Here is a 14,643-nt window from a genome sequence, read left to right as displayed (position 1 = left end):
TGCCGCCGGACAAGCGAGCTAAGCGAAAGCTAAACCGGCGCGGAGGCTAGTACGGCCGGACCGCGCGGGCGGTGGCGACGATGCCGGCCAGCTCGTCGGCGAGGTCGGGGCGCCCGCGTAGCGAGTCCTCCAGGCGGACACGCCACACGCCGGTCTCGACCGGGATCCGGTCGTCTCCGGCCCGGCGGACCCGGTCGCGGGTCTCGTCGAGGGCCGCCCATGTGGCGGGGCCGAGCAGATCGCCGAGTACGCGGTAGAGCCAGCGGAACAGTTCCTCGTCGTGGACCGCCGCGCCGATGACGCGGGCCGCGTCCCACGCCACCCGAGGCTGGTGGATTACCTGCATCTCGACTCCTCGGTCGACCTGCCCGTCACACCATCATCGATCCGAGACGCTCCTCCCGGCAAGGCCCGCCACCGGGTCACCCCCGCCCGCCGGACTGCGCCGCGGTCCCGCTTGGGCACGAGGGTCCCCCCGTGGCGCAGCGCGAATCAGTAGCATCAGAGCATGTCAGATCGCCATCAGCTCGCCCATTCCGACGCCCGCCCCGGGTTCTCCGATGTGGAGCCGGGCGAGCCGGCGCGGCAGAAGGCGCCCCGGCGTCGCCGGGGCCGGCGGATCGCCCTGATCGTGCTGCTCGTGATGGTGCTGCTCGCCGGTGGCGGCGCGCTGGCCGGCGGCCTGTACTACCGCTCGGTCGACAAGTCGATCGAACGGGTCGACGCCTTCGAGGGCGTGCCGGAGGAGTCGCGCCCGCAGGTCGAGGTCAAGGGCGCCATGAACATCATGATCCTGGGCAGCGACTCCCGCGACCCGGAGAGCACCGGCGGCTCGCGCAGCGACACGATCATCATGGCCCACCTGCCGAAGGACCGGTCGAGCGCCCAGCTCATCTCGATCCCGCGGGACACCTGGACGGCCATCCCGAAGTCGAAGGAGGGCCGGGGCGGTCGCGACGCGAAGATCAATGCCGCGTACGCCTGGGGCGGTGTGCCGCTGATGGTGCAGACGGTGGAGAAGTTCAGCGGCGTACGGGTGGACAACGTGGCGATGGTGGACTTCGCCGGCTTCAAGGAGATCATCGACGCGCTGGGCGGTGTCGAGATCGACGTGGAGAAGGGTTTCAGCACGAATTACTCGCTGGCCGGCTCGCGGACCTTCGAGAAGGGCCGGCAGACCATGAACGGCGCCGCTGCGCTGGACTACGCGCGGGAACGGCACGCCTTCCCCGACGGCGACTTCGCCCGCATCCGGCACCAGCAGCAGGTGATCAAGGCCATTCTGGACAAGGCCGCCTCGGCCGGGGTGCTGACCAACCCGGCCAAGCTCAACTCGTTCGTCCGCGCCACGTCGGACTCGGTGGCTGTCGACAAGTCACTGTCGCTGGTGGATCTCGCGATGGAGATGCGCGGGCTGCGCAGCGGCAATCTGACGTTCTTCACCTGCCCGGTGAAGGGGACGGGCCGCGTCGGCAGCGAGAGCGTCGTGTTCCCGGATCCGGCGCGCGCGAAGACGCTGTTCGACGCGGTTCGCCGCGACTCGGTCCCGGAGATTCTCGCCATGAGCGGAAAGTAGGACGTCGATCTGCCGTGCCGGTGGTGGCGGCGCGGCGGGGTCGCTCGTATCCTGCGATCGTCGTCGGTCTCCGTATCCGGGCCGGCGGCGTAACGGGGGAGGATCGACCATGCCACGCCTTCCGGCGTTCGAGCATCCGGCCGCGCCGTCGAACGACCCGCCGTCGAACGACCCGCCGATGAACAGCGGCCTGGACACGACAACGGTCCTGCCCTACGCGGGGTCGCGGGCGTCGACGCGTACGCGATGGGTGCGCGCGTGGATGGTGACCGCGCCCATCGACGTCGCGGCGCTGCTCGCACCGCTGCTGCTGACCCAGAACTACTGGCGTGGCACGCTGGCCAACGCGGCCCTCACAGTGGGCTTCTTCGCGGCCGGCGGGCTGTACCGGCCCCGCCGGCACATCAGCATCCTGGACGAGCTGCCGAGCCTCGGCGGGCGGCTGCTGGCCTCCGGCGCGATGGTGGCCATCATCGCGGCGCTGCGGCACGACTCGGTGCCGCACGTGAGCGGCTTCGTCCAGGGCGTCGCGTTCTCCGCCGGCCTGGTGATCGTGGGGCGCGCGCTGAACTGCCGGTTCGTCCTGCTGGCCCGGAAGCGCCGGTGGGTGGAGCGCAACACCATCGTCGTCGGCGGCGGCCCGATCGGCGGGGAACTCGCCCGGCTGCTGCGCCGCCACCCGCAGTACGGGCTGCGGTTCGTCGGCGCGGTGGACGCCCCGTCGCGTCCGCGCATGGGCGCGGTGCCGCTGATCGGCACGATCGACGACCTGGAGAAGCTCACCGACATGCTGGAGTGCGAGGTCCTGGTCATCGCCGACCCGGACTGCTCCGAGTCGGACCTGATGGAGTCGCTGCTGCGCCCGGCCAGCTCGCGGTGCGACCTGTGGGCGGTGCCGCGCCTGTGGGGTTCGCGGGGCCAGGGCGGCTACCCCGACCACATCGGCGCCATCCCGATCGTCAAGATCGGCGACACCACGCTCACCGGTCCCCGCTGGCGGGTCAAGCGGGCCTCGGACGTGGTGTTCGCGGTGACCGCCCTGGTGGTGCTGAGCCCGCTGCTGCTGCTCTGCGCCCTCGCCACGTTCCTCGACGGAGGCCATGGCGTGTTCTTCCGGCAGGAGCGGATCGGCAGGTACGGCAAGCCGTTCCACGTCATCAAGTTCCGGTCCATGCGCCCGGAGGACGAGCACGAGTCGCAGACGACCTGGTCCATCGCGCACGATCAGCGGGTGGGGCCGATCGGGCGGTTCATGCGGCGCACCTCGCTCGACGAGCTGCCGCAACTGTGGAACATCCTGCGCGGTGAGATGAGCGTGGTGGGGCCTCGCCCGGAGCGGCCGTACTTCGTGGAGAAGTTCTCGGTGGAGTACCCGACCTACGCGATGCGGCACCGCGTACCGGTCGGGCTCACCGGGCTGGCCCAGGTCAGCGGCCTGCGCGGGGACACGCCGATCTCGGACCGGGCACGCTTCGACAACTACTACGTCGAGAACTGGTCGCTCTGGCTCGACATCAAGATCGTGTTGCGGACCGTCAGCGAGGTGTTCCGGGGCGGGGGAGGCTGAGCGCCTCGGCCAGGTCCGCGTGCCAGTCCTCCGGCGGCGGCAGCTTCGCCGCGGCCCACCGGCCGTGCGCCAGCACGCTGTAGCGGGGGCGCCGCGCCGGGCGCGGGAAACTGTCGCTCGTGGTGGGCCGGACCCGGTCCGGGTCCAGGCCGCGCAGGGCGAACACGGCGCGGGCCAGGCCGTACCAGGTGGTCTCGCCGGCGGCGGTGCCGTGGTACGTCCCGGGCGCCGCGTCGCCGGCCAGCGCCGCGTCGGCCAGCGCCACGAGCCGCTCCGCGAGACGGTACGACCAGGTGGGCTGCCCGCGCTGGTCGTCCACCACGTCGAGCCGGTCGCGTTCGGCGGCCAGCCGCAGCATCGTGGTGACGAAGTTGCGGCCGTGGGTGGCGTAGAGCCAGGCGGTACGCACGACGTACCCGGTCTCGGGCAGCAGCCGGGCCACCGCCCGTTCCCCGGCGAGCTTGCCGCGCCCGTACGCGTTGACCGGGCCGGTCGGCGCGTCCTCCGGGTACGGCTCGACGGCGTTCCCGGCGAACACGTAGTCGGTGGAGACGTGCACCAGGCGCGCGCCGGACACGGCACAGGCGTGGGCCAGGTGGACGACCGCGTCGCCGTTGACAGCCGTCGCGTCCGCCTCGCGCGTCTCCGCGCCGTCCACGTCGGTCCACGCGGCGGCGTTGAGCACCACGTCGTGCCCGCCCACCGCGTCCCGCACCGCGCCGGCGTCGGTGACGTCGAGGCCGGCGCGGGTGGCGGCGGTGACCGGCAGGTCGGGCCGGGTCCGCAGCACGGCGAGCAGATCCCGCCCGAGCATCCCGCCCGCGCCGGTGACGAGCACCCGGGTCATGGGTGCCCGGCCGTCTTCAGCGGCTCCCACCAGGCCCGGTTGTCCCGGTACCAGCGGACCGTCTCGGCCAGGCCCCGGTCGAGGTCGATGCTGGGCGCGTACCCCAGCTCGCTGCTGATCTTGGTGATGTCCAGCGAGTACCGGCGGTCGTGGCCCTTGCGGTCGGTGACCGGCACGACCCGGTCCCAGCCGGCCCCGCAGGCCGCCAGGAGCCGCTCGGTGAGCTGCCGGTTGGTCAGCTCGGTGCCGCCGCCGATGTGGTAGACCTCGCCGGCCCGCCCCTTCTCCTGCACCATCGCCACGCCCCGGCAGTGGTCGTGCACGTGCAGCCAGTCGCGCACGTTGCCGCCGTCGCCGTACAGCGGCACGGTGCCGCCGTCGAGCAGGTTCGTCACGAACAGCGGGACGACCTTCTCCGGGAACTGGTAGGGCCCGTAGTTGTTGGAGCAGCGGGTCACCACCACGTCCAGGCCGTGGGTGCGGTGGTAGGCCAGCGCCAGCAGGTCGGACCCGGCCTTCGAGGCGGAGTACGGCGAGTTCGGCGAAAGCGGCCAGTTCTCCGTCCAGGAGCCGGAGTCGATCGAGCCGTACACCTCGTCGGTGGAGACGTGCACGAACCGGCCGGCGCCGTGGCGCAGCGCGGCGTCCAGCAGCGTCTGGGTGCCGAGCACGTTCGTGGTGACGAACGGGGCCGCGCCGGTGATGGACCGGTCCACGTGCGACTCGGCCGCGAAGTGGACGATCACGTCGTGCCCGGGCACCACCTCGTCGACGAGCGCCGGATCGCAGATGTCGCCGCGGACGAAGCGCAGGCGGGGATCGTCGCGCACCGGGGCCAGGTTCGCCAGGTTGCCGGAGTAGGTGAGCTTGTCCAGAACGGTGAGCGCCGTGGGCGCCTGCGCGGGCACCCCGGCCGCGTCGCCGCCGGGCACGCCCAGCAGCATCCGCACGTACTCCGACCCGATGAAGCCGGCGCCGCCGGTGACGAGGATCCTCACGGGTCGAGGAGTCTACGCCGTACGAGCAGCACAGGCGGGACGTCGAAGGGCCACGGTGGTGGCGGCGTCACGGGTAGTCTCCGCGAGTGCGTGGAATCCTTCTCGCCGGTGGCACCGGGTCCCGGCTGTGGCCGATCACCCGGGCCGTCTCCAAGCAGCTGATGCCGGTGTTCGACAAGCCGATGGTCTACTACCCACTCTCCACTCTGGTGATGGCCGGGGTGCGGGAGATCCTTGTCGTCACCACGCCGGAGGACCGCGCCCAGTTCGAGCGGCTGCTCGGTGACGGCAGCCAGTGGGGGCTGCGGCTGGCGTACGCCGAGCAGCCCCGCCCGGAGGGCATCGCGCAGGCGTTCCTGCTCGGCGCGGACTTCATCGGTGACGGGTCGGTGGCGCTGATCCTCGGCGACAACATCTTCCACGGCGTCGGGCTCGGCCGGCAGCTCGCCCAGCACGGCGAGCCGACGGGCGGCCGGGTCTTCGCGTACCCGGTGGCGAACCCGCAGGAGTACGGCGTGGTCGAGTTCGACGCCGACGGCCGGGTGCTGTCGATCGAGGAGAAGCCGGCCCGTCCCCGGTCCCGGTACGCGGTGCCGGGCCTCTACTTCTACGACAACCGGGTGGTCGACATCGCCCGCAAGCTGACGCCGAGCGCGCGCGGCGAACTGGAGATCACCGCGGTCAACGAGACGTACCGGGCGTGGGGCGAGCTGACGGTGACGGTCCTGGACCGGGGCACCGCGTGGCTGGACACCGGCACGTTCACCTCGATGATGCAGGCCGCCGAGTTCGTCCGGGTGATCGAGGAACGTCAGGGCATGAAGATCGGCTGCGTCGAGGAGGTGGTCTGGCGCTCCGGGCTGATCGACGACGAGCGGCTGCGCGTGCTCGCCCATCCGCTGACCCGCAGCGGCTACGGCGAGTACCTGCTGGGCCTGCTGGACGGCCCGAGCGGGATCGACCGATGAAGATCCGGCCGCTGAGCATCGAGGGGGCCTGGGAGATCACGCCCCGGCAGCACGGCGACTCCCGCGGGTTGTTCATGGAGTGGTACCGGTTCGACCGGCTCGCCGAGGTGGTCGGGCATCCGCTGCGGCTCGCCCAGGGCAACCTGTCCGTCTCCGCGCGGGGCGTGGTCCGCGGCATCCACTTCGCCGACGTCCCGCCCGGCCAGGCCAAGTACGTGACCTGCGTACGCGGGGCCGTCGTCGACCTGGTGGTGGACATCCGGGTGGGCTCGCCGACGTTCGGGCGGTGGGAGGCGGTGCGGCTGGACGACGTCGACCGGCGTGCCGTCTATCTCAGCGAGGGCCTGGGGCACGGTTTCTGCGCGCTGACCGACGACGCCACGCTGAGCTATCTCTGCTCCACCACCTACAACCCGGGCGCCGAGCACACAGTGCACCCCCTCGACCCGGACCTGGCGATCGACTGGCCGGTCGAGGCGCCGGTGCTGTCGGCCCGGGACGCCGCCGCGCCCAGCCTGGCCCACGCCCGCACGGCCGGGCTCCTGCCCGACTACCGCAGCTGCCTGTCGTTCGTGGCCAGTCCCGACCCGGCCAGGTGGAGCCCGAAGGCTGATTGCAGCTGACCGGTCATTCGGGTAGAAAATGCCAGCGACGTGGTACTCGACGTACCCGTACCTGTGCCGCACCGTTTGGGGGAGACGAGTGACAGGCGGTTCGCTGGTCGACGCTGCTCAGTCCTCGTCGGACCCCGGCACGACACCTCCGTCGCGGCGCCGGGCGGCCGGTCTGCTGGGGCGGCTCGTCGCGCCCGAGCGCCTCTATCTCGGCGCGCTGGGCCTGACCGGCCTGGCTGCGGTCATGTCGGTGACGCTGCCCGCGGCGGAGCGCGGCGAGCTGTCGGCGAACATGGTGAGCGCCACGCTCGGCGCGGCCGTCGGCGGGCTCTCGCTCGACACCTTCCTCATCTCGCGCCCGGCCGGCTGGGTGCAGTCCCGCGGGCGGGCGTACCTGGTCGCGATCCTCGGCGTCTCCGTACTCCTGTCCGGTGTCGCCGCCGCGCTGCTCACCGCGGCGGCGGGGGTCGGCGCCTATCTGGTCGGCGTCGGGTCCGCGGTGGGTCTGACCGTGTTCAACACGGTCTCGTCGATCGCCCTGCGGCAGCGCAGCTTCCGGCTGGTCTACGCGATGCGCGCGGCGAGCGGCGCGGTTCTGGTCGCCGGTTACGCCGCCCTCTACGCCGCCGGCCGGCTCGACGGCGGCCTGTGGAGCATGGTGTGGCTCGGGGTCCAGTGGCTCAGCGCCTTCGCCGTGTGCGGCCTGATCCTGGTCCGGCTGCGGCGGGCCGGAGCAGCCCCGGCGCCCACCTCGACCGGGTCGGACTACCGGGCCGACCTGCTCGCGGTCGGGAGCCTGCACCTGGGCATCTTCGCGCAGATGATGACGCTGCGGTTCAACCAGGTCCTGGTGGCCAGGTTCGCCGGGGCCGGTCCGCTCGGCGTCTACGCGCTGGCGGTCGCGGCCCTGGAGTTCGCGCAGGCCGGCGCCGTGGTGCGGGCGCAGCGCATCCTGGCCGACCGGGACGGCGGGGACGGGCCGGACCCGACGCCGGCGGTGGTGAAGGCCGCCCTGCCGATCGCCCTGGCCGCGATCGCCGGGCTCGGCGTGCTGGGCTTCCTGGCGCCGGAGTACCGGCACGCCTGGCTGCTCGGGCTGCTGCTCCTGCCGGGCTCGCTCGCCACGGCGGCCGGGAAGAGCTGGAGCGCCCTGCTGCTGAAGCGGCGGGGCGAGAAGGCGACCACAGTGGTTGCCGTCGTCACGTCGGCGGTCGCGATACCGGCATACTTCGGCGTCATCCCGTGGGCCGGTGTGGTCGGGGCGGCGGTCGCCTCCTCGCTCGCCTACGCCGTACACGCGTTCGCGTCGAGAGCGAGCCTGCGACGAGCGCAGCCGCCGAATCCTGGGATGGTGTGAGATGGACGTCTCGATCGTGGTTCTCGCCTGGGAGGACTTCCACCGCACCCGCGCCTGCGTCCTGTCACTGCCCGCCGAGGCCGAGATCGTCGTCGTGGACAACGGCAGCTCGGCGGAGATCCGCCAGGCGCTGAGCGAGTTCTGCGCCCAGCAGGGCGTCACCTATGTCCAGTCCGGCTCGAACCTGGGGTACGCCCGGGGCATGAACCTCGGCGTACGGCACACCAGCAGGGCGAACGTCATCCTCTCCAACAACGACATCGTCGTGCACGACGACGCGGTGGCCCGGCTGCTCGCGGCTCTGGAGGACCCGGAGGTGGGCGCGGCCTTCCCCGCGGTGGTGACGCCGGAGGGCGTGCCGCAGACCGAGGGCGGCCGGTTCCTGACCATGGGGGTCGGGCTGGGCCACGCCACCGGGCTGAGCCTCGTGGTGCCGCGCCTGCGGATCGTCGCGCCCCCGGAGCAGGCGGACTGGCTGACCGGGCCGTTCGTCGCGCTGCGGCGCAGCACCTTCGACGCCGTCGGCGGAGTCGACGAGACGTCGTTCTTCTACTCCGAGGACATGCGGCTGTGCTGGGCGGTGCGCCGGCAGGGCAAACGGCTGGCGTACGTGGCGGACGCCGTGATCATGCACGAGGACGACGCGACGGCGAAGCGCCGCTGGTCGGCCGAGGAGATCTCCGAGCGGCGTACCCGCGAGTTCATCCGGGCCAGCCGGGACCTGGGCGGCCGCCGTGGTCGCGTGGCGGCCACCGCGTACGTCTGCGGCATCCTGCTGCGGGCGGCGGTGGGCCGCGACTCCGTGCGTCGCGCGATAGCGCGCGGGGCCGTCGCGGGACTGCGTGCGTCGTGAAGGTGCTCTTCGTCTGCACGACAGGTGGCGCCGGGCGGCGGCAGCTGGGCGGCGCGGAGCGGATGCTCACCGAACTGGTGCCGGCGCACGCCCGCACCGGCGTCGACGTGGTGGCCGCCACCTCGGACGACGAGGTGGGCCGGTCGCTGCGCGAGGCCGGGGTGCCGTGGGTCGGGCTCGGCGCGACCAGCCGGATCGACCTCGGCTACGCGCGGGAGATCCGTCGTCTCGTCCGCGAGGTGAAGCCGGACGTGGTCTGCGCCCACCTGCTGTCCGCCGCCATGCACGCGCGGGCCGCGCTCAGCCTGGACCGCACCCCGCTCGTGGTCACCCTGCACAACAGCCTCTGGCAGTACCGGGACACCGCCGGGTCGTGGCAGCAGAAGGCCGCCATCCAGTCCAACATCACGCTGGACCTGGCGATGCGCCGCCTCCGGCCGCACGCGACAGTCGCGGTGTCCGAGTTCGAGGCCACCGAGCTGCGCGAGCGAGGGCGCGTCGGGAACATCCACCTGATCCCCAACCCCCTGCCGGCCGACTGGCCCGGCCCGAAGCCCGCCGACGCGCCGACGCCCGGCCGGCGGCCCGTGGTCGGCTACCTGGGCCGGTTGGAGCGGGAGAAGGGCGCGGACCTGCTGGCCGAGACCGCCGCGCACCTGCCGGAGATGGACGTCAAGGTCGCCGGCGCCGGCTCGCTGCCGATCGCGGCCCGGCCGAACCTGGAACTCGTCGGGCGGGTCAGCGCGGCGGACTTCCTGCGGCGCGTCGACTGCCTCCTGGTCCCGTCCCGGGTCGAGTCGTTCGGGCTCAGCGCGCTGGAGGCGCTGTCCCTGGGCGTACCGGTGGTGCACACCGGGGCCGGCGGCCTGGCCGAGGTCACCCGGCACGCCACCGGCACGCTCGCCGTCCGGGCCGACCTCAGCCCCGCCGCGCTGGCCGCCGCCGTCCGCCGGGCGCTGGCCCACGCCGGGCCCGCCGACGAGCGGCAGGCCGTGGCCGAGTGGTACGCCCAGGAGTACGCCTTCGACCGGTGCGTGACGCGCTGGCAGAGTCTGTACCGGTCGCTGCTATGACCGCCGTGGAGCTGACTGTGGTCACGGTGCTGTACCGGTCCGCCGGCATGCTCGCCGAGACGCTGCCCACCTGGGTACGCAGCGCCGAAGGTCTGCCGGTCCGGTTCGTCTTCGCCGACAACTGGCCCGAGGACGGATGCGCGGAGATCATCGCCGGCTGCCTCGACCACGACCGGTACCGGTACCTCCCCGACTCGTCCAACCCCGGGTTCGCGGCCGGCTGCAACCGGGCCGTCGCGGCCACCACCACCAGCCACGTGCTGCTGCTGAACCCGGACGTCTGGCTGCCCGACGGCGCGCTGGCCCGCATCTGCGCCACCGTCGCGGAGGACCCCGGCACCCCGGTCGCGGTCGGCCTGGCCATGCACGGCGGCGAGTACGTGGGCATCGACCTGAACCCGGTCTCGCTGTTCATCGACCGGTCCGCCACGACGGCGCGGGCGCCACTGGGCCCGTCCGGCGGCGCGGCGGTCTTCCCCACCGACCTGTACCGCAGGTTCGGCGGGTTCTACGAGCACCTGTTCGCGTGGGGTGAGGACGCCGACCTCGCTCTGCGGCTCTACGCCTCGGGGACGCCCACCCGCCCGCTGGATCTCATGCTCCCCCACGCCGGTGGGCACAGCGTCGACGGCGACGACCGGCTGCAGGGCTTCCGGGCGTTCCTCCTGGCCCGCAACCGGCTCCTGGTCGCGGCGCGGACGCTCACCTGGCCGCTGCTGCTCGTCGCGCTCCCGGTCCTCGCGTTGGCGCACGTCGCGCTCGCCGCCCGGCGTGTCCGCCAGGGCCTGCTGCGGCCGTTCCTGCGCGGCGTGGGACACGGCCTGCGGCAGGGGCCGGCCGCCCGCCGGCAGTGGACCGGCAAGCGGTTCGGCTTCGCGACTCTGCTCAGCTATCTGACAGTTCGGAGAGCGTGATGACGGGACACCCGTGGAGTGTCGTGACTGTCACCTACAACTCGGCGGACACGCTGCGCCGCTGCTGGCGCGGCGAGAAGCCGTACGAGTGGATCGTGGTGGACAACGCGTCGTCCGACGACTCCGCGGCGGTGGCCCGGGAGTTGGGCGCCCGGGTCATCCCGCTGCCGGAGAACGTCGGCTTCTCCCGGGCCAACAACGTCGCGCTGCACGAGGCCGGCGGCAGGTACCTCCTCTTCGCGAACCCGGACCTGGAGGTCCGCCCGGACGGGCTGGACGTGCTCGCGCGGCACCTGGACACGCACGGCGGCCTGGTGGCGCCCCAACTGCTCACGACCGGGGGAACGCCGCAGCCCAACGGGCGTGGCTTCCCGTACGCCACCGCGAAGCTCGGCAACCGGAAGCTGTGGCCGCTGTCCCGCCTGCACGCGTCGTACCGGATGGTGGCGGAGCCGGGTGAGGTCCGCTACGTCGCCTGGCTGATGGGGGCGGCGGTCGCCGGACGCACCGCGGACCTCGTCGAGCTGGGTGGGTGGAACGAGCGGTTCTTCCTCTACTACGAGGACCACGAGCTGGGTCTGCGGGCGTGGCAGCGCGGTTTCCCTGTCGCTCTGCTCGGCGACGTGCGGTGGACCCACCACTGGGCGCGGGCGACGAACTCGGTGCGGTGGTCGCCGGCGCACACGCTGGAGCTGCGCAGCGCCCGGGTCTTCTTCGGCATGTTCCCCGAGTTCCTGGTCGGCCTGCCGCCGGCCGCACGCCGGCACCACCGGGCGGCCGGCCTGATCGGTTCACGGGTGCCCGCGCCCCGCCCGCCGGTGGCCGGCTGAGCCGGGTCGGTCCGCGTGCCTCCCCTCCTGAAGACCGCCGTCCGGCGTGCGCTCGTGTCGCAGCCGATGGCTACGGCGTACCACGGCCGCGCCAACGGATTCGGCGCCCTGCGACTCGCCTTCGCGCTGGCCGTGGTGCTGTCCCACACCGCCGCGCTCGGATTCGGGCGTCCGCTGCTGCACCGGGTCGACCTGGGCGCCCTGGCGGTGGCGGGCTTCTTCACGATCTCCGGGTTCCTCGTCGTCGGATCGGCGCGGCGCAACTCGGTGCCCCGCTTCCTGTGGCACCGGGCGCTGCGGATCTGGCCCGGCCTGTGGGTCTGCCTGCTGTTCACCGGCCTGGTCGTCGCGCCGCTGCTGTACCTGGACCGGCACGGCACTGTCGACGGGCTGTGGCGCAGCCCGGGCGGCGTGCTCGACTACCTGCGGCAGAACTGGTGGGGCGGGCTGCGGCAGTTCGGCATCGCCGACCTGCTGCGCGGAGACACCCCGTACTGGCACTGGCAGGGCGGGAACACGCTCAACGGGTCGTTGTGGACCCTCGCCTACGAGATCTACTGCTATCTGGCGGTGGCCGTCCTGGCCGCGCTGACCGTCCTTCGCCGGCAGCTCCGCTGGCTCACACTGCTCGCCGTGGTCGCGGTGTTCGGCGTCCTCTGCTGGAACCATCTCCAGCCCGGGGCGGCGGTCTGGACGAGCGGGGCCATCGGTCCGCTGCCGATGCTCGGCACGCTGGAGAAGACCTACCTGCTCTGGTACGGATTCATGTTCCTGGCCGGCGGGGCCGCCGAGCTGTACCGCGACCGGCTGCCGATGAACGACCTGCTCGGCGCGCTCGCGCTCGGGACGGTCGGCTGGCTCGCCGCGCGTGGCGACTTCGTCGGCCCGGGGCCGAACGCCGCCGACGGGGCGTTCTTCGCCCCGGCGCTGCTCGCCTACGCGTACGCCGTCCTCTGGCTGGCCGTGCGGCTGCCGACGATGCTGCACCGCGTCGGCCGCGACAACGACTACTCGTACGGGGTCTACATCTACTCGTTCGTGGTGCAGCAGGTGCTCGCCAAGATCGGCCTACCGGCCCTCGGCGTGGCCGGGTTCTTCCTGGTCAGCGCGCTGCTCAGCCTCGGATTGGCGATGCTCTCCTGGCACCTGGTCGAGAAGCCGGCGCTGCGGGGAAAGGACTGGACGCCGCCCGGGCTGCGCGAGCCGTCCGGCGATCCACCGCCCGGCCCGCGTCCGGAGCCCGGGCGCGCGGCGGACGTCGAGCGGAATCCGGCTGCCGCGCCCGCCGCCGGTTAGCGCGGGCCCGCGGCGGCCGGGGCGGCGGCTTCCGTGCCCGGTCGCCGGCGACGGGGCAGCGGCAGCGCTCGCGCCGACAGGGACGGGTTGTCGGCGGCGCCCAGCGCGACCGCCAGGAGCAGCACGGCCACGGCGCCCAGCCACAGCCACACGTCGAAGAAGAAGATCTGGGCCGCGAACCCGACCAGCAGGAGGCGGGCCGGCAGCGACCGGAGGCGCCGGTACAGCAGCACCAGGAGCGCCAGCAGGCAGGCCAGTCCGATCAGGCCAAAGTTGTACCAGAACGTCAGGTAGGTGTTGTCGAAGACCTGGGCCTGACCGTCGCCGATGCCGACGTTTTCCAGGAACCGCACGTTGGCTTCCGGCCCGTTGCCGAAGACCACTGTGGACCAGTCGCGGGTGATGCCGTCCCAGACCACGCTCATGCGCGTGAAGCGGGCGTCGGCGCTGGCCGGGTCGGAGATCCGTGATCCCGCCACGTCGACGGAGTCCACGGCGCTCCCGGTCGGCGCCGCCGGGGCCGGCGCGCTGGGCTCCGGCGCCACGGAACTCGCCGTCGGAGGCGCCGGAGCGGCCGGGCTCGGCGTGGACACGGGCGACTCGGGAGCCGGCGCCGCCGAACTCGCCGCCGGGGCGGCCGGACTCGGGGGCGGGGCGGTGGCGGTGGCGGTGGCGGTGGCGGCGCCCTGGCCGGTCGGCGTCGAGGCGGTGGTGTCGGGCAGCAGGGCCGGCGGGCTGAACGCCACGAGCGCCCAGGTGATCGCGGTGATGGCGGCAGCGCTGCCCAGGCCGCGCCAGCTGGCCTTACGCCACTGAAGGAGCAGCCAGAACCCGAGCGCGAGAACCGTGCCCACCCAGGCGCTGCGGGTGCCCGAGAGCACCAGGCCGACGAGGTTGGCGGTGACCGGCACGTACCAGAACCGGCCCCGGAGGGTCAGCGCGACGAGCACCATCGCCATGGCGAACGTGCCGTAGATGATGGGGTGCCCGGACAGGCCCACCGCCCGGGTCGCGTCGAACGCCGAGGTGTAGGTCCAGTCGTACGCGAACTGGTCGAAGATCGGCCAGCTCCGGGAAGCGGTCTGATACTTGGCGAACGCGGCCACGGCGACGCTGAACCAGGTGAGGGCCTCCGCGATCCGCAGGACGGTCCGCCGGTCGTGCCGCGCCTCCTCCGCGAGGTGCCAGGCCAGCACGCCGAAGCACAGCAGAGGCGCGACGCCGACGGCGATCGGCTTCACCCCGTGCCAGTGGACGAGCCCCGCGAGCACCGCGCACGCCGGAAGCAGCAGCGCCGCCGCGAGCGCCTTCGGCGGCCACCCGTCGCGTTCGGCGCGCAGCACCCGCCCCCACGCGGCGAGGAGGAACAGGACCAGCAGCAACGCGTACGAGGGATTCGTCGGATAACCGACGTCGATGGTCACCGGGACGGCGAACGCGATGACGAAGACCGCCCAGGTGATCCGGACCGGTTCCGTCAGCACCCAGCCGAGCAGGGCGCCGACCCCGACCCCGAGCGCCAGCTGCCACCTGCCCGTCAGCAGGAACCCGGCCGCCAGAACGACAAGGCCGAGGCCGAGGTGACGCACCCTGCGCTCCACGCCCCTGATCCTGTCCCCCAACACGCGCACCGCACGATCGTACGGATCAGCCGTGGCCGATCGGCACCAGCCCTGGGGCCGGGGACGCCGGCCCGCAGGTCCGGGCCTGTCGACGCACCTGAGTGGTGGGTTAGGGTGACGGCCGGTCG

The 14,643-nt window shown here is 72.9% G+C and carries 14 protein-coding genes; 10 read left to right on the top strand and 4 right to left on the bottom strand.

The window, feature by feature from the left end; all coding sequences use genetic code 11:
- Positions 1–46 precede the first annotated feature (46 nt).
- Positions 47–346 carry a hypothetical protein gene (locus tag FHU28_RS08825; RefSeq protein WP_116504394.1) on the bottom strand — a complete coding sequence of 100 codons (300 nt, stop codon included), beginning with the start codon at positions 344–346 and terminating at the stop codon, positions 47–49.
- Positions 347–508: 162 nt separating this feature from the next.
- Between FHU28_RS08825 and FHU28_RS08820 the strand changes: the two genes are divergently transcribed.
- Together FHU28_RS08820 and FHU28_RS08815 are read left to right on the top strand one after the other, a co-directional pair.
- A complete protein-coding gene (locus FHU28_RS08820) occupies positions 509–1,576 on the top strand; it encodes an LCP family protein (RefSeq protein WP_184682649.1) in 1,068 nt (355 codons plus the stop codon).
- A gap of 109 nt (positions 1,577–1,685) precedes the next feature.
- Positions 1,686–3,143, top strand: a complete 1,458-nt coding sequence (locus tag FHU28_RS08815; RefSeq protein ID WP_184682647.1) for a sugar transferase — start codon at positions 1,686–1,688, stop codon at positions 3,141–3,143.
- On the opposite strand, the gene rfbD is transcribed toward FHU28_RS08815, so the two are convergent.
- A complete protein-coding gene (gene rfbD / locus FHU28_RS08810; protein WP_184682645.1) occupies positions 3,112–3,990 on the bottom strand; it encodes a dTDP-4-dehydrorhamnose reductase in 879 nt (292 codons plus the stop codon). The two genes, FHU28_RS08815 and rfbD, sit on opposite strands and share 32 nt — an antisense overlap.
- Positions 3,987–4,988 carry a dTDP-glucose 4,6-dehydratase gene (rfbB, locus tag FHU28_RS08805; protein WP_184682643.1) on the bottom strand — a complete coding sequence of 334 codons (1,002 nt, stop codon included), beginning with the start codon at positions 4,986–4,988 and terminating at the stop codon, positions 3,987–3,989. Before rfbB ends, rfbD begins: the two co-directional genes overlap by 4 nt.
- 86 nt (positions 4,989–5,074) lie before the next feature.
- On the opposite strand from rfbB, the gene rfbA reads away from it, so the two are divergent.
- From rfbA to FHU28_RS08765, 8 genes are all read left to right on the top strand, one after another.
- Positions 5,075–5,956 carry a glucose-1-phosphate thymidylyltransferase RfbA gene (rfbA, locus tag FHU28_RS08800; RefSeq protein ID WP_184682640.1) on the top strand — a complete coding sequence of 294 codons (882 nt, stop codon included), beginning with the start codon at positions 5,075–5,077 and terminating at the stop codon, positions 5,954–5,956.
- The gene (locus FHU28_RS08795) at positions 5,953–6,579 is read left to right on the top strand and encodes a dTDP-4-dehydrorhamnose 3,5-epimerase family protein (RefSeq protein WP_184682638.1); all 627 of its coding nucleotides are present in this window, start codon (positions 5,953–5,955) and stop codon (positions 6,577–6,579) included. Before rfbA ends, FHU28_RS08795 begins: the two co-directional genes overlap by 4 nt.
- A gap of 79 nt (positions 6,580–6,658) precedes the next feature.
- Positions 6,659–7,927 carry a hypothetical protein gene (locus FHU28_RS08790; protein ID WP_311773550.1) on the top strand — a complete coding sequence of 423 codons (1,269 nt, stop codon included), beginning with the start codon at positions 6,659–6,661 and terminating at the stop codon, positions 7,925–7,927.
- 1 nt (position 7,928) lies between these two features.
- The gene (locus FHU28_RS08785; protein ID WP_184682636.1) at positions 7,929–8,780 is read left to right on the top strand and encodes a glycosyltransferase; all 852 of its coding nucleotides are present in this window, start codon (positions 7,929–7,931) and stop codon (positions 8,778–8,780) included.
- Positions 8,777–9,853 (top strand): glycosyltransferase family 4 protein, encoded by a 1,077-nt coding sequence (locus tag FHU28_RS08780; RefSeq protein ID WP_184682634.1) that lies wholly within the window; start codon positions 8,777–8,779, stop codon positions 9,851–9,853. The genes FHU28_RS08785 and FHU28_RS08780 overlap by 4 nt, the downstream gene beginning before the upstream one ends.
- Positions 9,850–10,767 carry a glycosyltransferase family 2 protein gene (locus FHU28_RS08775; RefSeq protein WP_184682632.1) on the top strand — a complete coding sequence of 306 codons (918 nt, stop codon included), beginning with the start codon at positions 9,850–9,852 and terminating at the stop codon, positions 10,765–10,767. The genes FHU28_RS08780 and FHU28_RS08775 overlap by 4 nt, the downstream gene beginning before the upstream one ends.
- 23 nt (positions 10,768–10,790) lie before the next feature.
- Positions 10,791–11,597 carry a glycosyltransferase family 2 protein gene (locus FHU28_RS08770; protein WP_311773549.1) on the top strand — a complete coding sequence of 269 codons (807 nt, stop codon included), beginning with the start codon at positions 10,791–10,793 and terminating at the stop codon, positions 11,595–11,597.
- A 15-nt stretch (positions 11,598–11,612) separates the two neighbouring features.
- Positions 11,613–12,893, top strand: a complete 1,281-nt coding sequence (locus tag FHU28_RS08765; protein WP_184682628.1) for an acyltransferase family protein — start codon at positions 11,613–11,615, stop codon at positions 12,891–12,893.
- Here FHU28_RS08765 and FHU28_RS33030 read toward each other — a convergent pair.
- A complete protein-coding gene (locus tag FHU28_RS33030) occupies positions 12,890–14,494 on the bottom strand; it encodes an O-antigen ligase family protein (RefSeq protein WP_184682626.1) in 1,605 nt (534 codons plus the stop codon). The two genes, FHU28_RS08765 and FHU28_RS33030, sit on opposite strands and share 4 nt — an antisense overlap.
- Positions 14,495–14,643 lie beyond the last annotated feature (149 nt).

The organism is Micromonospora echinospora, assembly GCF_014203425.1.
Classification (GTDB): domain Bacteria; phylum Actinomycetota; class Actinomycetes; order Mycobacteriales; family Micromonosporaceae; genus Micromonospora; species Micromonospora echinospora_A.
This window is presented reverse-complemented; position numbering and strand designations above follow the sequence as displayed.